19 protein-coding genes and 1 riboswitch are annotated in these 22345 nt (G+C 69.9%); of the genes, 12 read left to right on the plus strand and 7 right to left on the minus strand.

Annotated features, from left to right (window positions below; translation table 11 throughout):
- Position 1: 1 nt before the first annotated feature.
- The 9 genes from Q2K21_RS06095 to Q2K21_RS06135 all read left to right on the plus strand — a co-directional run bounded on the left by Q2K21_RS06095 (position 2) and on the right by Q2K21_RS06135 (position 9412).
- Complete coding sequence (locus tag Q2K21_RS06095; protein WP_310766550.1) at positions 2-637, plus strand: alpha/beta hydrolase family protein; 636 nt, start codon at positions 2-4, stop codon at positions 635-637.
- Between the two features lie 254 nt (positions 638-891).
- A complete protein-coding gene (gene sigR, locus Q2K21_RS06100) occupies positions 892-1575 on the plus strand; it encodes an RNA polymerase sigma factor SigR (protein ID WP_310780664.1) in 684 nt (227 codons plus the stop codon).
- A complete protein-coding gene (rsrA, locus tag Q2K21_RS06105) occupies positions 1572-1874 on the plus strand; it encodes a mycothiol system anti-sigma-R factor (RefSeq protein ID WP_310766552.1) in 303 nt (100 codons plus the stop codon). Before sigR ends, rsrA begins: the two co-directional genes overlap by 4 nt.
- A 194-nt stretch (positions 1875-2068) precedes the next feature.
- Positions 2069-3460: an HD-GYP domain-containing protein gene (locus Q2K21_RS06110; protein WP_310766555.1), complete on the plus strand. Its 1392-nt coding sequence runs from the start codon at positions 2069-2071 to the stop codon at positions 3458-3460.
- On the plus strand, positions 3457-4722 hold the full coding sequence (locus Q2K21_RS06115; RefSeq protein ID WP_310766557.1) for an HD-GYP domain-containing protein: 1266 nt from the start codon (positions 3457-3459) through the stop codon (positions 4720-4722). Before Q2K21_RS06110 ends, Q2K21_RS06115 begins: the two co-directional genes overlap by 4 nt.
- Before the next feature lie 139 nt (positions 4723-4861).
- Positions 4862-5842, plus strand: coding sequence for a tetratricopeptide repeat protein (locus tag Q2K21_RS06120; RefSeq protein WP_310766560.1), 981 nt, complete (start codon positions 4862-4864; stop codon positions 5840-5842).
- A gap of 99 nt (positions 5843-5941) precedes the next feature.
- Positions 5942-6592: a peptide deformylase gene (gene def, locus Q2K21_RS06125; protein WP_310766563.1), complete on the plus strand. Its 651-nt coding sequence runs from the start codon at positions 5942-5944 to the stop codon at positions 6590-6592.
- A gap of 349 nt (positions 6593-6941) precedes the next feature.
- The gene (cyc1, locus tag Q2K21_RS06130; protein ID WP_310766566.1) at positions 6942-8024 is read left to right on the plus strand and encodes an epi-isozizaene synthase; all 1083 of its coding nucleotides are present in this window, start codon (positions 6942-6944) and stop codon (positions 8022-8024) included.
- On the plus strand, positions 8021-9412 hold the full coding sequence (locus Q2K21_RS06135) for a bifunctional albaflavenone monooxygenase/terpene synthase (protein ID WP_310766569.1): 1392 nt from the start codon (positions 8021-8023) through the stop codon (positions 9410-9412). The genes cyc1 and Q2K21_RS06135 overlap by 4 nt, the downstream gene beginning before the upstream one ends.
- A 98-nt stretch (positions 9413-9510) precedes the next feature.
- Here the strand turns inward: Q2K21_RS06135 and Q2K21_RS06140 are convergent, their stop codons facing one another.
- The 6 genes from Q2K21_RS06140 to nagB form a co-directional block, all read right to left on the minus strand.
- Positions 9511-10524 (minus strand): ribonucleotide-diphosphate reductase subunit beta, encoded by a 1014-nt coding sequence (locus tag Q2K21_RS06140; protein ID WP_310766572.1) that lies wholly within the window; start codon positions 10522-10524, stop codon positions 9511-9513.
- On the minus strand, positions 10524-12917 hold the full coding sequence (locus tag Q2K21_RS06145) for a ribonucleoside-diphosphate reductase subunit alpha (RefSeq protein WP_310766575.1): 2394 nt from the start codon (positions 12915-12917) through the stop codon (positions 10524-10526). The genes Q2K21_RS06140 and Q2K21_RS06145 overlap by 1 nt, the downstream gene beginning before the upstream one ends.
- A gap of 123 nt (positions 12918-13040) precedes the next feature.
- Positions 13041-13179, minus strand: a riboswitch (cobalamin riboswitch).
- A 254-nt stretch (positions 13180-13433) separates the two neighbouring features.
- Positions 13434-15071: a monocarboxylate uptake permease MctP gene (mctP, locus tag Q2K21_RS06150; protein WP_310766579.1), complete on the minus strand. Its 1638-nt coding sequence runs from the start codon at positions 15069-15071 to the stop codon at positions 13434-13436.
- The gene (locus Q2K21_RS06155; protein ID WP_310766582.1) at positions 15068-15334 is read right to left on the minus strand and encodes a DUF3311 domain-containing protein; all 267 of its coding nucleotides are present in this window, start codon (positions 15332-15334) and stop codon (positions 15068-15070) included. Before Q2K21_RS06155 ends, mctP begins: the two co-directional genes overlap by 4 nt.
- Before the next feature lie 173 nt (positions 15335-15507).
- On the minus strand, positions 15508-16272 hold the full coding sequence (locus Q2K21_RS06160) for a GntR family transcriptional regulator (RefSeq protein ID WP_310766585.1): 765 nt from the start codon (positions 16270-16272) through the stop codon (positions 15508-15510).
- A gap of 186 nt (positions 16273-16458) precedes the next feature.
- Complete coding sequence (gene nagB / locus Q2K21_RS06165) at positions 16459-17244, minus strand: glucosamine-6-phosphate deaminase (RefSeq protein WP_310766589.1); 786 nt, start codon at positions 17242-17244, stop codon at positions 16459-16461.
- Positions 17245-17675: 431 nt separating this feature from the next.
- On the opposite strand from nagB, the gene Q2K21_RS06170 reads away from it, so the two are divergent.
- Positions 17676-18749, plus strand: coding sequence for an SIS domain-containing protein (locus tag Q2K21_RS06170; protein ID WP_310766592.1), 1074 nt, complete (start codon positions 17676-17678; stop codon positions 18747-18749).
- Positions 18750-18774: 25 nt separating this feature from the next.
- Here the strand turns inward: Q2K21_RS06170 and Q2K21_RS06175 are convergent, their stop codons facing one another.
- Positions 18775-19527 (minus strand): SDR family oxidoreductase, encoded by a 753-nt coding sequence (locus Q2K21_RS06175; protein WP_310766595.1) that lies wholly within the window; start codon positions 19525-19527, stop codon positions 18775-18777.
- A 96-nt stretch (positions 19528-19623) separates the two neighbouring features.
- Between Q2K21_RS06175 and Q2K21_RS06180 the strand changes: the two genes are divergently transcribed.
- The gene (locus Q2K21_RS06180; RefSeq protein ID WP_310766598.1) at positions 19624-20289 is read left to right on the plus strand and encodes a TetR/AcrR family transcriptional regulator; all 666 of its coding nucleotides are present in this window, start codon (positions 19624-19626) and stop codon (positions 20287-20289) included.
- A 492-nt stretch (positions 20290-20781) separates the two neighbouring features.
- Positions 20782-22257: a sensor histidine kinase gene (locus Q2K21_RS06185; protein ID WP_310766601.1), complete on the plus strand. Its 1476-nt coding sequence runs from the start codon at positions 20782-20784 to the stop codon at positions 22255-22257.
- Positions 22258-22345 lie beyond the last annotated feature (88 nt).

A 22345-nucleotide genomic window follows, 5' to 3' on the forward strand; every position in this document is an offset into this window, starting at 1 on the left:
CGTGACGGGAGTAACAGAGAGTATCGAGACCGAGGCCGGTGAGGCCCGCGTCACCTGGCACAGGGCACAGAAGGCGAGGCTCGTACTCGCCGTCGGCCACGGCGCCGGCGGGGGCATCGAGGCACGCGACCTGCAGGCGCTGGCCCGGGTGCTGCCCGCGCACGGTGTGAGCGTCGCGCTCGTCGAGCAGCCCTGGCGCGTGGCCGGCAAGAAGGTCGCTCCGGCGCCGAAGACGCTGGACACGGGCTGGCGCGGGGTGTGGCCCGCTCTGGCAGGGCCCGGGGCGCCCGTGATCGCCGGTGGGCGCAGCGCCGGGGCAAGGGTCGCCTGCCGTACAGCCACCGAGCTCGGCGCCGCCGCCGTGCTCGCGCTGGGCTTCCCCCTCCACCCACCGGGCAAGCCGGAGAAGTCGCGCGCCGACGAGCTGCTCGGCGCGGGCGTGCCCACGCTCGTCGTCCAGGGTGGCAACGACCCGTTCGGGAGGCCGGAGGAGTTCCCGAAGGGGTCGTACGAGATGGTCGAGGTGCCGTACGGGGATCACGGTTTCGCCGTGCCGAAGCGCGCGGACATCACCCAGGAGGAGGCCCTGGGGGTCATCACCGACGCCGTGGTGAAGTGGACTGCGTCACTCGGGTGACCCCCGGGAATGTTGCGGGTCGAACCAATGTTGTGCGGGTCAGACAGCATGTGCCGTGCTGCACCGTACGAAGAGAGGAAGTCCGCCGCATGGGTTCGACCATCTGCCCGAACCGTCGCAGCAGCGCTGACCTGGACTGGACGGTGCTGCACGCGGCGAAGACCGCCCCTATTCGGGCGGCGGCGGGTAAGGATGTTCGTCTATCCTCCGATTCCAGTGGGACCGGTTTCGGTCCCACCACATCACTGGAGGAGGTGGGTCCGGTCACCGGTACCGACGCAGGGACCGACAACGGCCAGGCGGAGCAGCCCGAGGGCCGGGGCACGGGCATGGAGTCCTCCGCCGAGCGCAGTGCGCGCTTCGAGCGGGACGCGCTCGAATTCCTGGACCAGATGTACTCGGCCGCGCTGCGTATGACGCGCAACCCGGCCGATGCCGAGGACTTGGTGCAGGAGACGTACGCGAAGGCGTACGCGTCCTTCCACCAGTTCCGCGAGGGCACCAACCTCAAGGCGTGGCTGTACCGGATCCTCACCAACACGTTCATCAACTCGTACCGCAAGAAGCAGCGCGAACCCCAGCGCTCCGCGGCCGAGGAGATCGAGGACTGGCAGCTCGCCCGCGCCGAGTCGCACATGTCGACCGGTCTGCGCTCCGCCGAGTCGCAGGCGCTCGACCACCTGCCCGACTCGGACGTCAAGGAAGCGCTGCAGGCGATTCCCGAGGAGTTCCGCATCGCCGTCTATCTCGCGGACGTAGAGGGCTTTGCGTACAAGGAGATCGCCGACATCATGGGGACACCCATCGGTACGGTGATGTCCCGGCTGCACCGGGGCCGCCGTCAACTGCGCGACATGCTCGAGGACTACGCCCGCGAGCGCGGGCTGGTCCCGGCCGGCGCCGGAGAGTCGAACGAAGCGAAAGGTTCGGGCTCATGAGCTGCGGAGACCCGCACGAGACGGACTGCAGTGAGGTCCTCGACCATCTCTACGAGTTCCTCGACAGTGAGATGCCGGACGTCGACCGCGACAAGTTCAAGCAGCACTTCCAGGAGTGCTCGCCGTGCCTCGAGAAGTACGGCCTGGAAGAGGCCGTGAAGAAGCTGGTCAAGCGGTGCTGCGGGCATGACGAGGTGCCGGGCGACCTCCGGGCGAAGGTCATGGGCCGTCTCGAGCTGATCCGCTCGGGCCAGACCGTGACCGAGCCCGACGTGACCGTGACCCCCCAGGAGTCCTGAACTCCCGTTCGGGGAACTCATGACCGAGCCCGGCGGCTCGTCACCCGAATGTGCTAATCCGCGGGTCGTGGGCCCGCGGATTCGCCCAATGCCTCCCCCGTGTGCTGCGCACCCCTCTAGGCTCCGGAGCCTGAAAGGGGCATGACCGGGCCCGCTCGTTCGGGACCGGGCGCGGGTTCGGGGGAGGTGCGTCGATGCCGCCGGTTCGGCCGTGGACACGCGTGTACGTCGGCTGTGCCGTCCTCTGTGCCCTGCTGTGCGTGGCTCCCGTGCCCGGCGTCAGGGTCCCCTGGTGGGCGGTCGTCCCGCTTGCCGCGCTGTACGCCGGCTGCGAGCAACTGCCCCTCCCCCGGGCTCTCGGCTTCGCCCGGACAAAGGGGACCCCCATCCGTCCCGTCGGGCGCCGGGCCCCCGAGGGCACGGGCACGTTCTTCCCCGTGCTGCTCGCCGGGGCCTTTCTGCTGCCGCCCCCGGTCGCCGCGCTCGTGCCGCTGCCGGGGGCACTGCTCGCGCCCGTCGCACACCGGCAGCCGTGGCTGCGCCGGACCTGGCGGGCCGCGCGGCTCGCCCTCGCCGTCTGGGCCGCGTCCCGTGTGCACTGGGCGCTGGACGGCCGGGACGCGGTCGTCGGACCCCACTTCCCGTACGCGCTCGTGCCCGCCGGGGCCGCCGTGGTGGCGTTCTGCCTGGTTCTGACCGTGCTGGACGGCGGAATCCTGGCGCTGGCCGAGCGGGTACCGGCGCGCACCGCCTGGCGCGGCCTGTTCTCGCGCTCCCTCGCGCCCGTCGCCGTGCACGGGCTCGCCGGGCTGATGATGGCCGTGCTGTGGCGCAGCCCCTACGGGCCGGTCGCCGCGCTACTCGTGCTGCTGCCCATGTACGTGTCCTGCTGGGTGTTCGCCCAGTACCACCAGGAGCGGGCCGCCCACCAGGCGACGATCCGCGCGCTCGTCCAGGCCGTCGACATCAAGGACGGGTACACGCGCGGGCACAGTGAGCGGGTCGGGCAGGCCTCGATGATGATCGCGCGCGAACTCGGCATGGACGACGAGCGCATCGAGGTGCTGCGGTTCGCCGGGATCCTGCACGACGTCGGCAAGCTCGGCGTCCCCACCCGCCTGCTGCGCAAGGACGGGCCGCTCACCCCTCAGGAGCGGCGGATCATCGAGCTCCACCCCGAGTACGGGCACGAGATGGTCCGCGGGATCGGCTTCCTAGGCGAGGCGCGGTCCGCGATCCTCCATCACCACGAGCGGCTCGACGGCAGTGGCTATCCCTACGGGCTGACGGGCCACCAGATCCCGGAGTTCGCCCGGGTCGTGGCGGTCGCCGACGCCTTCGACGCGATGACCTCGACCCGGTCGTACCGGCGCGCCCGTCCCGTCGAGGCCGCGCTGGAGGAGCTGGAGCGGTGCGCGGGCGCACAGTTCGACCCGGCGATGGTACGGGCGCTGATCCGGGCCCTGGACCGGCACGGCTGGCATCCGGCGGTGACCGCCGACGAGGTGCGCGGAAACACGCCACCGCCCGCCCTGCCCGTGGCCGGTCAGCCGGCGGGGCAGGGGCACGGCGGAGGCACCGCATGACGGCGGAGATCCGTCAGAAGCCCCCTGGCCGCCTCCCCCTCGTCCTCGCCCATACGGCGGCCGCGCTCCTCGCCGCCGGCTCTCTTGGCGTGACCCTCTGGCACGGCCTCTGCGAACCCGGCGTCGCCCTCGCCTTCGGGCTGCTCGTCGCGGTGGGGGAGCTGTCCCGGTGGAGCGGCAGCGGCGAGCGGGAGCCCGCTCCCCTCGGGGCCGCCGGGGCCCTGTCCTACGCCCTGCTCGGGCAGAACGCCGGGCAGCCCATCCACCACGGCGTGCCGCAGGTCGTCACCGTGGTCCTCGCGGCCTCCCTGGCCGGCTGTGTCCCGCACGTGGCCCGCGGCCGCGGATCCACCGCCGACCACCTCACCCGCCGCCTGCTCACCGTCGGCTTCGCCGCCGTCTGCTTCCAACCCCTCTACGACCACGGCCGGTTGCACGGCCGGGGCGGCCCCGCCTACGCGCTGCTCGTCGTCGCCCTGCTCGTGCTCACCACGCTCTGCGACGCCGTGCTCGCCGCCGCCCTGGCGCGCTCCCGCACCCGCTGGCCGTTCGGGCCGCTGCTGCGCGACGAGCTGCGGGCCCGGCTCGGCATCGGCTCGGCCGTGTGCGCGACCGGCGCCGTGATGTCGCCGGCCGTCGCGGTCGTGGGCCTGTGGGCGCTGCCCGTCTTCTCGCTGCCGCTGCTGCTCACCCAGCTCGCCTACCGGCGGTACGCCGCGGTGCGCACCACCTACCGGCAGACCATCGCCTCCCTGGCGCGCGCCACCGAGATCGCGGGATACACGCCCGCGGGGCACGCCCGTCGCGTGGCCGCGCTCAGCCGGGCCGTCGGCCGCGAGCTGGGCCTGACCGAACCGGAGCTGACCGTGCTGGAATACGCGGCCCTCATGCACGACATCGGGCAGCTCAGCCTGGTCGACCCTGTGCCCGCCGGTGCCACCGCGGCGCTGCCCGCCGAGGAACAGCGGCGCATCGCGCTCCTCGGTGGCGCCGTCGTACGCCAGACCGGGGTCGACGCCGAGGTCGCCGTGGTCGTGGAGCGGCAGGCGGACCCCTACCGGGAACAGCCGGTCAGCGCCAGAATCATCCGCACCGTGAACGCGTACGAGGAGATGGCGAGGGAAGAAGGGGGGCCGGGAGGACCGCTCACCGCACTGGAGCGGTTGCGGCTCGCCTGCGCCCGCGACTACCAGCCCGAGGTCGTGGAATCGCTCGCGAGAGTGCTGCAGAGAGACAGTCTGACCTTGCCTGTGGTGGGGTAACCCATGGGTAATGAGCGACCGTCCAGCGGTACGTGGTTGGATGCGAGTGAGGGTGTTCGGGGGCACAGCTCGGCCCGTGACCCCGCAGGTGTCAAGGAATCGGCAGGCGGGAATCGCAAGGGACTGGCAGGCGGGAATCGTGAGGATCTTCGGTAAGGGACGACACCGGCCCTCCGCCTCCTGGCGGCAGGCCACCGACCGCGCGTTCACGCTGATCGGTGACGGCCGGTACGAGGACGCGGGAGCGCTGCTGACCCGCGCCGCGGACCTGGAGCCCTGGCTGTCGGAGTCCTGGTTCAACCTCGCCCTGCTCCACAAGTTCCGCCACGACTGGGAGCAGGCCCGTACCGCCGGGCTGCGTGCCGTGGCCCTGCTCGACCGGGAGACCGGGGCGCCCGACTGGTGGAACGTGGGCATCGCCGCCACCGCCCTTCAGGACTGGCCGCTGGCCCGCCGCGCCTGGCAGGCGTACGGCCTGCGGGTGCCGGGAGGCGCCGCCGTCTCCGGCGAGCCCGCCGGGATGGAGCTGGGCAGCGCGGCCGTGCGGCTGTCGCCGGAGGGCGAGGCCGAGGTCGTCTGGGGGCGCAGGCTGGACCCCGCCCGCATCGAGGTGCTCTCCATCCCGCTGCCGTCCTCCGGGCGCCGCTGGGGCGAGGTCGTGCTGCACGACGGCGTACCGCATGGCGAGCGCACGACGGCTGCCGGGCACGCGTACCCGGTCTTCGACGAGATCGAGCTGTGGGCGCCCTCGCCGGTGCCGACCTGGGTCGTGCTGCTGGAGGCCGAGACCGAGGACGACCGGGACGCGCTGGAGCAGCTGGCCGCGGACGCCGGCTTCGCCGCCGAGGACTGGTCCTCGTCCGTGCGGCTGCTGTGCCGTATGTGCTCCGAATCCCGGATGCCGTCCGACGAGGGCGACGGCGAGCACCTCGACCCGCACGACCACAGCGAGCCCGGGCATCCGGGACCGCTGGGGCACCGCACCGACGGGCAGCTGTGGGTGCCCGAGCGCGAGTGCGGCATCGCGGCGCCCGCCTCGCTGGTGCGCGGGCTGCTCGACGGCTGGGTCGCGGACAGCCCGGACACCCGGGACTGGCGGGACCTGGAAGAGGTCTGTTGAGCCGGGTCAAGCTCATGATCCCCGGGAAGCCACCCGACCGCGCCCCGTAGGCTGTACTCGCAGATTTTCTCAAAGGTCGCAGGAAGGCGTACGTCGGTCATGGCGCAGCAGGACACCGATCAGCAGCACGCGGGCGTGCTCCCCGTGGACGACGAGGGCTTCGTCATCGACACCGAGGACACGGAGGAGCGCGAGACGGCCTGGCGCGAGCGCGGCACCTCGCGGCCGATCACCGTCGTCGGGAACCCGGTGCTGCACAAGGAGTGCAAGGACGTCACCGAGTTCGGTGAGGAGCTGGACCAGCTGGTCGCGGACATGTTCGCCAGCCAGCGCACCGCTGAGGGTGTTGGCCTGGCCGCCAACCAGATCGGCGTCGACCTGAAGGTCTTCGTCTACGACTGCATGGACGACGAGGGCGTGCGGCACGTCGGCGTCGTCTGCAACCCGAAGCTGGTCGACCTGCCCGCCGACAAGCGCCGCCTGGACGACAGCAACGAGGGCTGCCTGTCCGTGCCGACCGCGTACGCGCCGCTCGCCCGCCCCGACTACGCCGAGGTCACCGGGCAGGACGAGAAGGGCAACCCGATCAAGGTGCGCGGCACCGGCTACTTCGCTCGGTGTTTGCAGCACGAGACGGACCACCTGTACGGCTACCTCTACATCGACCGGCTCTCCAAGCGTGAGCGCAAGGACGCCCTGCGGCAGATGGCCGAGAACGAGCCCCGCTACCCCGTGGTGGCCAACGACTGATTCCGCCGCCGGACGGTGTCCGGCGGTCTGGCCCGCGGCCCCCGAACGGCCGTGGAAGAAAACGACAGTTGGGGCGAGCGAGCCCTCGACGACGGCGCCTGGCCGGGATCCCTCCCGGCCAGGCGCCGTTCGCATGTACGACGCACAGTGGATCCCGTGTACGCATCAACTGATCCATAACCGGACACTCAGGGGGCATTCTCGGCACTACGGGGTAGTGAGTGAAGCAAATCCATTCCCAGATCGGTCAGTTGTGGTGCTGAATGGAAAGCGCGGGGATACGCAACGGCGCGCGCCCGGCACGGCGGGAGGGGTGTGACGCCAACCGGCGGCTGAGAGGGGTTTGTCCGTGCCAGCTTTCCCACACCGCACTTCATCGACGACTGCGGTCGCGGTTCCACCGGCGCTGTCTCTACCGGTGATCGAGGACGCGTTTACCCGGCGACTGCATCCGTATTGGCCCCACCTGCAGGAGAAGACACGTTCCTGGCTGCTGGAAAAACGGCTCATGCCGGCGGACAAGGTCGAGGAATATGCCGATGGACTGTGCTACACCGATCTCATGGCGGGCTACTACATCGGAGCCCCCGATGAGGTCCTGCAGGCGATAGCCGACTACAGCGCGTGGTTCTTCGTCTGGGACGACCGCCACGACCGTGACATCGTCCACCGGCGGCCGATCGCCTGGCGGAGGCTGAGGTACCAGCTGCATGCGGCCCTGGAGTCCCCGAGGGGCCACCTGCATCACCCGGATCCCCTGGTCGCGGGGTTCGCGGACAGCGTGGTGCGGTTGTACTCGTTCCTCGGAAAGAAGTGGAACGCGCGCTTCGCCCGGCACTTCCACGCGGTGATCGAGGCGTACGACCGGGAATTCCGCAACCGCACCTACCGAACCGTCCCGACGGTCGACGCCTATCTCGAACTCCGGCGGCTCACGTTCGCGCACTGGATATGGACGGATCTGCTGGAGCAGAGCGCACGACGCGAACTTCCCGACGCCGTGCGGAAACACCCCGCTTATCGGCGGGCGGCGCTGTTGAGTCAGGAATTCGCCGCCTGGTACAACGACCTCTGCTCGCTCCCCAAGGAAATCGCGGGAGACGAGGTGCACAATCTCGGAATCAGCCTCATTCATCACGAGGGGCTGACGCTCGAAGAAGCCATCAAGGAAGTAAGGCGACGGGTCGAGGTATGCATATCAGAATTCCTCGAAGCCGAAAAAGAGGCGCTACGGTTCGCCGGCACCCTCGCGGACGGCACCAGGCGGGGCAGGGAATTGAGCGTCGCAGTGAAAGCGATCGTCGCGAATATGCGGAACTGGTTCAGCACCGTGTACTGGTTCCACCACGAGTCCGGCCGGTACATGGTCGACAGCTGGGACGACCGCTCGACACCCCCGTACGTCAACAACGAAGCGGCAGGTGAGAAATGACAGTCGAATCGGCGCACTCCGGGACCCCGCAGGCACGCCGGCCCTCCGCAGGCGCGGAGGAACCGGGCGAGCCGCCCCTCGCCGGGGGTGCCGTCCCGCTCCTCGGCCACGGCCTGCAACTGGTCCGGGATCCGGTGGGCTTCCTCGCGGGGCTGCGCGACCACGGCGACGTGCTGCGCCTGAAGCTGGGCCCCAAGACGGTGTACGCCGTGACCACCCCGGAACTCACCGGGGCCGTCGCCCTCAGCCCCGACTACGTCGTCGACGGACCGCTGTGGGAGTCCCTCCGAGGTCTGCTCGGCGAGCAGGGGGTGGCCACCACCAACGGGCCGCTGCACCAGCGTCAGCGGCGTGACATGCAGCCCGCCTTCAGGCTCGCCGCCCTCCAGGGGTACGGGCCGGTCATGGAGGAGGAGGTCTACTCGCTGGTGGAACGCTGGCGGTCCGGCGAGACGATCGACGTCACGGCGGAGTCGTTCCGGGTCACGCCCCGCATCGCCACCCGCTGCCTGATGCGCGGCACGTACACGGACACCCGGGCCGATCGCGTCTCCGCCGCGCTCACCACGTTGTTCAGCGGCATGTACCAGCGCATGGTCGTCCCCCTCGGACCGCTGTACCGGCTGCCACTTCCGGCCAACCGCGCATTCAACCAGGCTCTGGCCGATTTCCATCGGCTGGCCGACGAGATCATCGCCGAGCGCCGGGCATCCGGTCAAAAGCCGGACGATTTGCTGACCGTTTTGCTGGAGGCGAAGGACGAGAATGGCGACCCCATCGGGGAGCAGGAGATCCACGATCAGGTCGTCGCGATAGCCGTCGCCGGCAACGAAACGCTGGGCTCCACCGTCATGTCGCTCCTGCGGGTCTTCACCGAACACCCGGAGCAGGCGAGCCTGATACACGACGAGGTGAAAACCGTCGTCGGGGACCGGCCGGTGGGATTCGAGGACGTCGACAAGCTGACGCACACGCGGAATGTAGTGGTCGAGACCATACGGTTGTATCCGGCGGTTTGGATATTGATGCACCGGGCGGCCGCCGACACCGTGCTCGGCGGGTATCGCATTCCGGCCGGGGCCGACGTGGTGTACAGCCCGTACGCGATCCAGTGCGATCCGCGATCGTACCAGCGGCATTTGGAGTTCGACCCCGACCGCTGGCTTCCGGAACGCGCCAAGGACGTCCCGAAGTTCGCGATGATCCCGTTCAGCGTCGGGAATCGGAAATGCCCGGGCGACCACTTCTCGATGGTCGTGCTCACGCTCATCGCGGCGGTGGTGGCGTCCACGTACCGCTTCGAACAGGCGCCGGGGTCGGACATCAGGCCCCGCATCGGCATCACGCTGCGTCCGCGGCGGCTGCTGCTGAAGGCGATACCGCGGTGAGGCGGCGGCGCACGTTCAGGCGGCCTGTGGGCCCCTGAACGTGCGCCGCTACGCGTTCGGCGTCGTCCCCAGCACCGGTGGTAGGGGGTGGCGCCGGTCTAGAAGTCCTCGTCCAGGTCGACCGTGCCCTCCACCGCGACCTGGTACGCCGACGGGCGCCGCTCGAAGAAGTTGGTCAGCTCCTGGACCCCCTGGAGCTCCATGAAGGAGAAGGGGTTCTCGGAGCCGTACACCGGTGCGAAGCCGAGACGCGTCAGGCGCTGGTCGGCGACGCACTCCAGGTACTGCCGCATCGAGTCGGTGTTCATGCCCGGGAGGCCGTCCCCGCACAGGTCACGCGCGAACTGCAGCTCGGCCTCGACGGCCTCCCTCAGCATGTCGGTGACCTGCTGCTGGAGTTCGTCGTCGAAGAGGTCCGGCTCCTCCTTGCGCACGGTGTCGACCACGTCGAAGGCGAACGACATGTGCATCGTCTCGTCGCGGAACACCCAGTTGGTGCCGGTGGCCAGGCCGTGCAGCAGACCCCGGCTGCGGAACCAGTAGACGTACGCGAAGGCACCGTAGAAGAACAGGCCCTCGATGCACGCCGCGAAGCAGATGAGGTTGAGCAGGAAGCGGCGGCGGTCGGCCTTGGTCTCCAGCCGGTCCAACTTCTCCACCGAGTCCATCCACTTGAAGCAGAACTCGGCCTTCTCGCGGATGGAGGGGATGCTCTCGACGGCCGCGAAGGCGGCGGCACGGTCGTCCGGGTCGGGCAGGTAGGTGTCCAGGAGGGTCAGATAGAACTGGACGTGCACGGCCTCCTCGAACAGCTGGCGCGACAGGTACAGGCGCGCCTCCGGGGAGTTGATGTGCTTGTACAGCGTGAGCACCAGGTTGTTCGCCACGATGGAGTCGCCCGTCGCGAAGAACGCCACCAGGCGGCCGATCAGGTGCTGCTCACCGGGCGTCAGCTTCGCGAGGTCGGCGACGTCCGAGTGGAGGTCGACCTCCTCCACGGTCCAGGTGTTCTTGATGGCGTCCCGGTAGCGCTCGTAGAAGTCCGGGTAGCGCATCGGGCGGAGAGTCAGTTCGAAGCCCGGGTCGAGCAGGTTGGTGTTACGGGTAGTCATTACTGGCAGGCCTCGCAGGACTCGGGGTTCTCAAGGGAGCAGGCGACGGCGTCGGGGTCGGCCACCTGCTGGACGGGGATGGGCTTCTGGGCCTGCGCCTGGCCCTGGGCGGCGCGGGCGATGCGGGTCGCCGGGCGGGAGCGCAGGTAGTACGTCGTCTTCAGGCCCGACTTCCAGGCGTACGCGTACATCGAGGAGAGCTTGCCGATGGTCGGCGTCTCCAGGAAGAGATTCAGGGACTGAGCCTGGTCGAGGAACGGGGTGCGGGCGGCGGCCATGTCGATCAGGCCGCGCTGCGGGATCTCCCAGGCGGTGCGGTACAGGGCCCGTACGTCGGCCGGGATCCACGCGAAGTCCTGCACCGAGCCGCTCGAGTCGCGCAGCGCCTCACGGGTGCGGGCGTCCCAGACGCCGAGTTCCTTGAGGTCGTTGACCAGGTAGGAGTTGACCTGGAGGAACTCGCCGGACAGGGTCTCGCGCTTGAACAGGTTGGAGACCTGGGGCTCGATGCACTCGTAGACGCCCGCGATGGAGGCGATGGTGGCGGTCGGCGCGATGGCGAGGAGGAGCGAGTTGCGCATGCCGACGGAGGCGATGCGCTCACGCAGGGCCGCCCAGCGCTCGGGCCAGGTCAGTTCCACGTCGTAGTGGTCGGGGTGCAGCACACCCTTGGCGGTACGGGTCTTCTCCCAGGCCGGGAGCGGGCCGTTGCGCTCGGCGAGGTCGGCGGAGGCCTCGTACGCGGCGAGCATGATGCGCTCGGCGATCCGGGTGGAGAGGGCCTTGGCCTCCGGCGAGTCGAAGGGCAGGCGCAGCTTGAAGAAGACGTCCTGCAGACCCATGGCGCCGAGGCCGACCGGGCGCCACTTGGCGTTGGAGCGGCCCGCCTGCTCGGTCGGGTAGAAGTTGATGTCGACCACGCGGTCGAGGAAGGTGACGGCGGTGCGGACGGTGGCGTCCAGCCGCTCCCAGTCGATGTCCCGGGAAGCCGGATCGACGAAGGCGCCGAGGTTGACCGACCCCAGGTTGCAGACCGCCGTCTCCCCGTCGTCCGTGACCTCCAGGATCTCCGTGCAGAGGTTGGAGGAGTGGACGACGTGGCCCGGCTCGGCCGTCTGGTTGGCGGTGCGGTTGGCGGCGTCCTTGAAGGTCATCCAGCCGTTGCCGGTCTGCGCGAGGGTGCGCATCATGCGGCCGTACAGGTCACGGGCCGGGATGGTCTTCTTGGCGAGCCCGTTCGCCTCGGCCTTGCGGTAGGCCGCGTCGAACTCCTCGCCCCACAGGTCGACCAGCTCCGGCACGTCCGCCGGGGAGAACAGCGACCACTGCTCGTCGGCGTTGACCCGGCGCATGAACTCGTCCGGGATCCAGTGCGCGAGGTTCAGGTTGTGCGTACGGCGGGCGTCCTCGCCGGTGTTGTCGCGCAGCTCCAGGAACTCCTCGATGTCGGAGTGCCAGGTCTCCAGGTAGACCGCGGCCGCGCCCTTGCGCCGGCCGCCCTGGTTCACGGCGGCGACCGAGGCGTCGAGGGTCTTCAGGAACGGGACGATGCCGTTGGAGTGCCCGTTGGTGCCGCGGATCAGCGAACCGCGCGAGCGGATACGGGAGTACGACAGGCCGATGCCGCCGGCGTGCTTCGAGAGGCGGGCGACCTGGTGGTAGCGGTCGTAGATGGAGTCCAGCTCGTCCAGCGGGGAGTCGAGGAGGTAGCAGGACGACATCTGGGGGTGCCGTGTGCCGGAGTTGAAGAGGGTGGGGGAGGAGGGGAGGTAGTCGAGGCGGCTCATGAGCCCGTAGAGCGCGGCGACTTCGTCGACGGAGCGGGTGCCGTCGTCCTCGGCGAGACCGGCGGCGACGCGCAGCATGAACTGCTGCGGCGTCTCGACGACCTTGCGGGTGATCGGATGCCGGAGGAGGTAGCGGCTGTGGAGCGTCCGCAGGCCGAAGTAGCCGAAGCGGTCGTCGGCGGCGGGGTCGACGAGCGCGTCGAGACGGTCGGCGTGGAGCCGCACGAACTCGGCGGTGCGGTCGGCGATGAGCCCTTCCCGGTGCCCGACGGCGACGGACTCGGTGAACGAGGTGACGCCCTGGGAGGCGGCTTCGGCGCGGATGCCGATCGTCAGCAGCCGGGCGGCCAGCTTCGAGTAGGCGGGGTCCTCGGAGATGAGGCCGGCGGCCGCCTCCGTGGCCAGCTCGCGCAGCTCCGTCTCGTCCGCGTGCGCGGACCGGCCGCGCAGCGCGGCGGCGGCGACCCGGCCGGGGTCGGCGTCGGGGAGGTCGGCGGTCAGCTCGGTCAGGGTCCGCAGCAGCGCGGCACCGGGACCGTCGTCGGCCGCCGGAGTCGCCTGGGCTGCCTCGGTTGCTGAAACCGGGTCTGCTGGCGCGATGGTCACGTGGGGCTCTCCCTCGCTCGGCACGGGGCCTGGTGGAGGGCAGGGGTAGCTCACGAGCGCACGCCGGCGTCGCGTCCACCGGCCCATTCCACGAGGCCCGGACGTCAGGGCACCCGGACCGGACGGCCGGGCGCGCTGTCGGCAGGTCCTCGGACTGACGCTCGTACGCATTCCGTCCGGGACGGACACGTACAAGTACACCGTTGCGGGACAGTTCCGGATTCGCACCGGATTCCCCTGCGGCGACAGCGAGCATGAGCATACATCTTGTGCCGGGTCGCGGTGCCACCCCCAGATGTTGTGCCGAGTCGGCTCCGGAGAGTGTCGGGTGCCGAAGGGTCAACTCATCGGTGCCGCACTCCCCGCGCCTGAGAACGCCGTCGGACCGGCTGAACTATCAGCCGGTCCGACGGGGTTTTGAGGATGAGGCCTGAGGCCTGAGGCCCGAGACCTGCGGGCTGAGGCCTCAGGCCGTAGCGGGGGCTGGGGGCGGCAGCCTCCGGGGAGTCCTGTCGCCTAGTGGCTCGCGCCGGCCGTGGCCGGCGGCAGGTCCACCTGTACTCCTGGGTCGCCCGCGTCCGCCGTGTAGTCCTCCGGCTTCGTCTCGTCGGTGCCCTCCGGGGCCTTCAGCGCGCGCAGGACGACCGTCAGGACCACCGCGACCACCACGTTCAGCACGAACGACGTCAGGCCGATGTAGCCCATCTCGTCGAGGCCCGGGATCTTCGCGTTGGAGCCGCCGAAGTGCTTCTGGTCCGGGTTGGTCGGCGAGGCGACGCCGTACGCGGCGAGCGTGCCGTAGACCATGCCGACCGCCCAGCCCGCCAGCAGCGCCCAGCGGTGGAACCAGCGGGTGAACAGGCCGCCGACCAGGGCCGGGAAGGTCTGCAGGATCCAGATTCCGCCCAGCAGCTGGAAGTTGATCGCCACCGTCTTGTCCATCGTCAGGACGAAGATCAACGCGCCCACCTTCACCAGCAGGGACACCAGCTTGGAGACCTTGGTCTCCTGCTCCGCGGTGGCGTCCGGCTTGATGAAGTCCTTGTAGATGTTGCGCGTGAAGAGGTTCGCCGCCGCGATCGACATGATCGCCGCCGGAACCAGTGCGCCGATGCCGATCGCCGCGAACGCCACGCCCGCGAACCAGTCCGGGAACATGTCCTCGAAGAGCTGGGGGATGGCCAGCTGCCCGTTCTTGACCTGCACGCCCGCCGCGATCGCCATGAAGCCCAGCAGGGCCAGCAGACCCAGCATCAGCGAGTACAGCGGCAGGATCGTGGTGTTGCGGCGGATCACCTCACGGCTGCGCGAGGACAGCGTCGCGGTGATCGAGTGCGGGTACATGAACAGCGCGAGCGCCGAGCCCAGGGCGAGCGTCGCATACGTCCACTGGCCCGCCTCCGCCGGTGCGAGAGCTCCGCGTGGCTTCCCCGTCGTCGCGTTCGTCTGGGCGAACGCGTGGGCCGCCTTGGCGAAGATGTCGTCGAAGCCGCCCAGCTTGATCGGGATGTAGATGATCGCCACGGCGATCACGATGTAGATCAGCGTGTCCTTCACGAACGCGATCAGCGCGGGGGCTCTGAGGCCCGACGAGTACGTGTACGCGGCCAGCACGCCGAAGGCGATCAGCAGCGGCAGATCCTTCACGAACCAGTTCGTGTTCTCGCCGCCGCCCACGCCCATCACGTCCAGCACGGCCTGGATACCGACCAGCTGGAGCGCGATGTACGGCATCGTCGCCAGGATGCCGGTGACCGCCACCGCGAGCGACAGGCCCTTCGACCCGAAGCGGCCGCGCACAAAGTCGGACGTCGTCACGTATCCGTGCCGGTGGGAGACCGACCACAGGCGCGGGAGGAACGTGAAGATCAGCGGGTAGACCAGGATGGTGTACGGCACCGCGAAGAAGCCTGCCGCGCCCGCCGCGTAGATCGCCGCCGGCACGGCCACGAAGGTGTACGCCGTGTACAGGTCGCCGCCGAGCAGGAACCAGGTGATCCAGGTGCCGAACGACCGTCCGCCCAGACCCCATTCGTCCAGGCTGTGCTCGTTCTCGGCCTTGCGCCAGCGTGCCGCCAGGAAGCCCACGACGGTGACGGCCAGGAAGAAGAAGATGAAGACGCCGAGCGCGACTCCGTTGACGTCGTTCTTCATTCCGCCGCACCCCCCTTCGCGGCGGCGCGGGCGCGCTGGTCACGTCGCCACAGCGCGTACGCGAGCATCGTCAGCGCCGTGGAGATCACCACCCAGAGCATCTGGTACCAGTAGAAGAACGGGATGCCGATGAACGCGGGGTCCGTCTTGGCGTAGGAACCGACCCACAGCATCGCGACGAAGGGTGCTACTAGACAGAGGGCGATGACGACGCGCACAGGCGTCACCACCGCCTCTCTGCTCACATCCGGCTGGTTCGACATCTAACGGCTCCGTCCCCTCACTGATCACCGATGTAACGCGCAGGCAATGTAGGTGACGGCTTCACGAGAGCGGAAGCCCTCGTCCGCATATCGGTCCGCAAATTCGCCCCTCGGCCTCTGCGGCGGTGGACCGTGGAGCAGGAGTGGAGCCCGGCGTTGTGGCGCAGCAGGTCTCAGGGGTTCGGGCGGCTCAGCCTCGCCACGAACTTGTAGCGGTCCCCGCGGTAGACGGACCGCACCCACTCCACCGGCTTGCCCTCCCTGTCCAGCGAATGCCGGGAGAGCATCAGCATCGGCAGGCCCACGTCCGTGCCGAGCAGCCCCGCCTCGCGCGGGGTGGCCAGCGATGTCTCGATGGTCTCCTCGGCCTCCGCGAGATGGACGTCGTACACCTCGGCAAGCGCCGTGTACAGCGAGGTGTACTTGACCAGCGACCGGCGCAGCGCCGGGAAGCGCTTGGCAGACAGGTGCGTCGTCTCGATCGCCATCGGCTCGCCGCTCGCCAGCCGCAGCCGCTCGATGCGCAGCACCCGGCCGCCGGCCGAGATGTCGAGCAGCCCGGCGAGTGCGTCGTCGGCCGTGATGTAGCCGATGTCCAGCAGCTGCGAGGTCGGTTCGAGGCCCTGGGCGCGCATGTCCTCGGTGTACGAGGTGAGTTGCAGCGCCTGCGAGACCTTCGGCTTCGCGACGAACGTGCCCTTGCCCTGGATGCGTTCGAGCCGCCCCTCGACGACCAGCTCCTGGAGTGCCTGGCGCACGGTCGTCCGCGAGGTGTCGAACTCGGCGGCCAGCGTGCGCTCGGGCGGCACCGGCGTGCCCGGCGGCAGCGTCTCCGTCATGTCGAGCAGGTGCTTCTTCAGACGGTAGTACTTGGGCACGCGCGCGGTGCGGACGGTTGCCCCGCCCTCGTTCTCCGCACTGCTGACGTCGGTGCTCATGCTCTGCCTTCCCGGCTCCGGATGCCGAAGCGACCGACAGGCCGTCGGTCACGGCTCACATCGTGGCACGGCTTCATGGGGAGATGTCCTCCCCGTACGCTCCGCGATCCCCGTTTGCACGGCCGGGGATCCCCTCTGTATACCGCCGGCACCTTCGCTGGTCTAGTCCATATATCCCGGCATGCCTCAGATGCCTTGCCAGCCGGGCTTGTTGGCGTAGGTGTGCCGGAAGTAGTCGGCGAGCTTCAGCTTGGACGCGGCGGCCTCGTCGGCGACGACCGTCGCGTGCGGATGGAGCTGGAGCGCGGAGGCCGGGCAGACCGCGGCGACCGGGCCCTCGACGGTCGCGGCGACCGCGTCCGCCTTGCCCTCGCCGGTCGCGAGGAGCACAAGGTGCCGCGCCTCCAGGATGGTCCCTATGCCCTGGGTGATCACATGGTGCGGCACCTGGTCGATGTCGCCGTCGAAGAAGCGCGCGTTGTCTATCCGGGTCTGTTCGGTGAGCGTCTTGATCCGGGTCCGCGAGGCGAGCGAGGAGCACGGCTCGTTGAACCCGATGTGCCCGTCGGTCCCGATCCCGAGCAACTGGAGGTCCACGCCGCCGGCCGTGCCCAGCGCCTTGTCGTACGCATCGCACGCGCCCTGTACGTCCTCGGCGGTGCCGTCGGGCCCCATGAACGCGTCCATGCCGATCCCGAGCGGCTCCAGCACCTCGCGCCTGAGGACGGAGCGGTACGACTCCGGATGCTCGGCCGGCAGCCCCACGTATTCGTCGAGCTGTGCGACCCGCGCCCGCGAGGCGTCCACGGTGCCGGAGCGCACCTTGGCCGCCAGCGCCTCGTAAATGGGCAGAGGGGTCGAACCGGTGGCCACGCCGAGGAGGGCGTCGGGCTTCCGCCGGAGCAGCTGAGCCATGGCCTCGGCGATGAGCTCGCCACCCGCCTTGGCGTCCGGAACGATGACAACTTCCACGCTGGGCCTGCCGATCTGAGGAGGGGCTCGCCTGGGAACCGAAGGGGAACGTGGTGGTATAGACCAATCTGCAAGGCCAATCTAGCAGAATGAAGCGGTTCGCAGGGGTTCGGTCCACCCTTCGGCGAGCCGCTTCGTCCCTGGAGGCCCTGAACACCCTGGGTGCCCCGGAGGCCCGGAGGCCCAGAGGCCCGCAGGTCCGGATGCTGCGGACGCCTTGGAGGCCCGGAGTCCCAGGACACCGCGGACGCCCCGGAGCCCGGAAACCCCGGACGCCCCGGACACCCGGAGTCCCGGACGCCCCGGACACCTCGGCTTCCCCCGCCCGTCGCGTGCGGGTCGCCGCCCGGATGCGCGATCCGGGGAGCGAGGGAGTGGAATGGAGTCAGCCGGCGCCCTGCCGTACCGGCGAGTCACCCAAGGAGGCCCCCATGACCGCCCCCACCACGGACCCCCGCAGCGCCGATCTCCCCGGGCGGATCATGGCCCGGGAGATGGCCGAGCAGCCCGCCGTGCTGCGCCGGATCCTGGAAACGGGCGCCCCGCGCATCCACGAGGTGGCCCGGGAGGTCGCCGCCCGCAGGCCCCGGTTCGTGCTGCTGACCGCCCGTGGCACCTCCGACAATGCCGCGCTCTACGCCAAGTACCTGCTGGAGATCCGCCTCGGCCTGCCCTGCGGTCTGACCTCGATGTCGACGACCACGGCGTACGGCGCCCGCCCCGACCTCACCGACGTCCTCGTCATCACGGTCAGCCAGTCCGGCGGCTCCCCGGATCTGGTCGCCTCGACGCGGGCCGCCCGCGACGCCGGCGCCCTCACGGTCGCCGTGACCAACAACCCGGACTCACCGCTGGCCGCTGTCTCCGAGTTCCACATCGACATCATGGCCGGGCCGGAGAGGGCCCTCCCCGCGACCAAGACCTATACCGCCTCCCTTCTCGCCCTCTATCTCTTCGTCGAAGGACTGCGCGGAGGCGACGGAGCCCCCGCCAAGGTGCTGCCCGACCTCGCGGAGCAACTCCTCGCCCGGCAGGACGAGGTCCGCACCCTCGCCTCCCGCTACCGCTTCGCCGAGCGCATGGTCATCACCTCGCGCGGATACGGCTATCCGACCGCCAAGGAAGCCGCCCTGAAGCTGATGGAGACCAGTTACATCCCCGCTCTCTCCTACTCCGGCGCCGACCTTCTGCACGGCCCGCTCGCCATGGTCGACAACGTCTCGCCGGTCATCGCGGTCGTGACGGACGGCAAGGGTGGCGCCGCGCTCCAGCCCGTGCTCGACCGGCTGCGCGACCGCGGCGCCGACCTCGTCGTCATCGGTCCCGCGGGTCAGGTCGAACAGGCCTCCGCCGGCTTCGTCCTGCCGACCGAGGGCGTGGCCGAGGAGATCCAGCCGATCCTGGAGATCATCCCGCTCCAGCTCCTGGCCTACGAGGTCACGATCGCCCGCGGTCAGGACCCGGACGCCCCGCGCGCCCTGGCGAAGGTGACGGAGACGCGCTGACGAGGCGGAGACGCACTCGGCTCGCCTACGTCAGCGACCCCCCCGTCGCATCCACCCAGCTGCCCGTGACCCACCGCCCCGCGTCCGACGCGAGGAACGCCACCACGTCCGCGACGTCCGCCGGGGTGCCCACGCGGCCCAGTGCCGATATCGCCGCGGCCTGCGCCCAGCCGTCCCTCGTCCCGTGCAGGAACTCGGCGGTGTTGTCGGTGTCGATGATGCCCGGCGCCACCGAGTTCACGGTGATGCCACGGGGCCCCAGGACCTTGGACAGGTCGCGGGTGAAGACGTCCAGTGCGCCCTTCGTCATCGCGTACGCCATCTTGTCCGGCATCACCGCGGTCCGTGCGAGTCCGGACGAGATGTTGATGACCCGGCCGCCGTCCCTCAGCCGGCCGAGGCCGTGGCGCACGATGAAGTGCGGTGCCTTCACGTTCACCGCGAAGACCTTGTCGTACTCCTCCTCGTCGATCTCCTCCAGCGGGCGCGAGGTGCCGATGCCCGCGTTGTTCACCAGGATGTCCAGGCCGTCCGCGTGGCGGTCGAACTCCTCCCACAGGGCCTGGGCGTCACCCGGCGGCCCCAGCTCGACCCCGATCGCGAATGCGGACCCGCCTGCCGCCTCGATCGCGGCGACCGTCTCCTTCGCCGCCGCCTCATTGCTGCCGTAGTGCACGGCGACCCGCGCGCCGTCACGTGCCAGCCGCTCGGCGATCCCCCGGCCGATGCCCCTGCTCGCCCCCGTGACGAGTGCCGTCCTCCCCGTGAGCACGCCCATGCCGACTCCCCTCCACATTTCTCTAGTGGCCGCTACAGAAAAGACCGTACGACAGGGCGCCGGCATTTCTCTAGTACCCGCTATAAAATCCACCCCATGGTGAACAGCCAGGAGAAGACCCAAGGCGAGCCGGGGGACGCACCGCCCGCCGCCCTGGAGGTGCGGGCCGCCGTCCGGCCGCGTGGGCGCCCCCGCTCCTTCGACCGGGAGACCGCCCTCGAAAAGGCCGTCCTCGCTTTCTGGGAGCACGGCTACGAGGCCACGTCCGTCTCCGACCTCACCCGCGTCATGGGCATCGGCGCCCCCAGCCTGTACGCGGCGTTCGGCGACAAACGGTCGTTGTTCGAGGAGGTCGTCACCGTGTACGACGACCGGTACGGGTCCTTCGGCGACCGTGCCCTCGCCGAGGAACCCACGGTCCGTGCCGCCTTCGAGCGGATGCTCCGCGAGGCCGCCGACCTCTATACGGCCCCCGGTCACCCGCACGGCTGTCTCGTCGTCCATGCCGCCACCAACTGCACGACCCCCGAGGTCGAAGAGTCCTTGCGGGCGCGGCGCAATGCCAACATCGCCGCCTTCGAGAGCCGCATCAAGGCCGGCGTCGCCGCCGGTGAGCTGCCTGCCGGTACCGACGCCGGCGCACTCGCCCGGTGCGCGGGCGCGATCATCCAGGGCATGTCCCAACAGGCGCGCGACGGGGCGAGCCGGGAGGAGTTGGAAGCACTCGCGGACGTCGCCATGGCAATCTGGCCCCGCGGATGAGTCGGAGCGGGCTAGGCTGCGTGTGAGCGTCGGGGGATGTCCGATAAAGAGACAACAACAAACATCCGCAAACGCATGGACACACGCGCCCGGACGCAGCACCATGGTCCGTGGACGTGGTCTAGTCCATAGGCTCAGGCAATCGCAATCCAGGTAAAGCAAGTAAAGTTCTCTCGTCGCGCAGACGAGTCGCGCCGACGACTCGCGCCGATGAGAGAACTCGACGCAATGAACCTCCGTCTTCCCCGCACAGGAAGGCGGACCGAGGAACCGGGCTCTCTGCCCTGACTGCCCCGGCTCCTCGACCTTCGGCCGACCGGGACCGCACACCCCACGGCCGTTGCTGCTCCGGGCTGCGGTGCCGGGAGGGTTGAGGGTCCCTCCCAGGCGCCGCGGCCCGCGGGTGTTTCCGGGGCCGGTTCCGGCCGTCGCCTCCACCTGGACAGCTGGCTGATTTCGAGCGATGTCCGAAGCCCCAGTACGCTCGCACACGTGCCCTCCATGAACGAACTGGTCCGCCAGCACACCGCCCTCAGCGACTCCGACCTGGAGTGGCTGCACCTGCTGGTGTCGGAGTGGCAGCTGCTCTCCGACCTCTCCTTCGCCGACCTGGTCCTGTGGGTCCCCACAAGCGACGGCACGCGCTACGTGTCGGTCGCGCAGATGCGCCCCAACACGGGCCCCACCTCCTACCAGGACGACATGGTCGGCCACCTGGTCCCGCGCGGCCGCCGCCCCATGCTGGACGCCGCCCTCGACGAGGGCCGGATCGTGCGCGAGGGCGACCCCGAGTGGCGCGAGGAGGTCCCGGTCCGGGTCGAGTCCATTCCCGTGCGCCGCGAGGGGCGCGTCCTCGGGGTCATCGCGCGCAACACCAACCTGCTGACCGTGCGGACCCCGAGCCGCCTGGAGCTGACGTATCTCCAGAGCGCCTCCGACCTCGCCCAGATGATCGCGGCCGGTTCCTTCCCGTTCCCCGACCAGCAGGTCGACATGGACGCCTCGCCGCGCGTCGGCGACGGACTGATCCGGCTGGACGCGGACGGCATAGTCCAGTACGCGTCACCGAACGCGCTGTCGGCGTACCACCGCCTGGGCCTCGCCGCCGACCTCGTAGGCCACCACCTGGGCAAGACCACCGCCGAACTCGCCCCGACCCGGGGCCCGGTGGACGAGGCCCTGTCCAAGCTCGCCAGCGGCTGGGCGCCGCGCGAGTTCGAGATCGAGGCGCACGACGGGGTGATCCAGTTCCGCGCGATCCCCCTCAAGCCGAAGGGCACGCGTATCGGTTCCCTCGTCCTGCTCCGGGACGTCACCGAACTGCGACGCCGTGAGCGTGAGTTGATAACCAAGGACGCGACCATCCGGGAGATCCACCACCGGGTGAAGAACAACCTCCAGACGGTCGCCGCCCTGCTCCGCCTCCAGGCCCGCCGCATCGAGTCCGAGCGCGGGCGGGAGGCCCTCGAAGAGGCCGTACGAAGGGTCGGCTCGATCGCGATCGTTCATGAGACGCTGTCCCAGAACCTGGACGAGCGCGTGGACTTCGACGAGATCGCCGACCGGGTGCTCGCGATGGTCGCCGAGATCTCGCCCGGTTCGGTCACCGGCCGGCGCAGTGGCCGCTTCGGGATCCTGGACGCCGAGGTCGCGACCCCGCTCTCCATGGTGCTGACCGAGGTCCTGCAGAACGCTCTGGAACACGGCTTCCGTCCGGGCGACACCGGCACGGTCGAGGTCTCGGCGGTCCGCGGCGGCACGACGAAGGAGGCCCGCCTCCTGGTCACGGTCCAGGACGACGGGGTCGGCCTGCCCGAGGGCTTCGACCCGCACACGGCGGGCAACCTCGGTCTGCAGATCGTACGGACGCTGGTGGAGGGCGAGTTGGGCGGCACGTTCGACATGGTCCCGGCCCCGGAGCGCGGTACGCGGGTGATCCTGGACATCCCGGTGCGGGCGGAGAAGTGACACCGCCGCACCCTCGTACGGCGTCCGCACAGCAATGAGCCCCGGACCACAAGTGGTCCGGGGCCGAAAGCTCGTTGCCAGCTAGTGC

The organism is Streptomyces sp. CGMCC 4.7035 (assembly GCF_031583065.1).
Taxonomy (GTDB): Bacteria; Actinomycetota; Actinomycetes; order Streptomycetales; family Streptomycetaceae; genus Streptomyces; species Streptomyces yaanensis.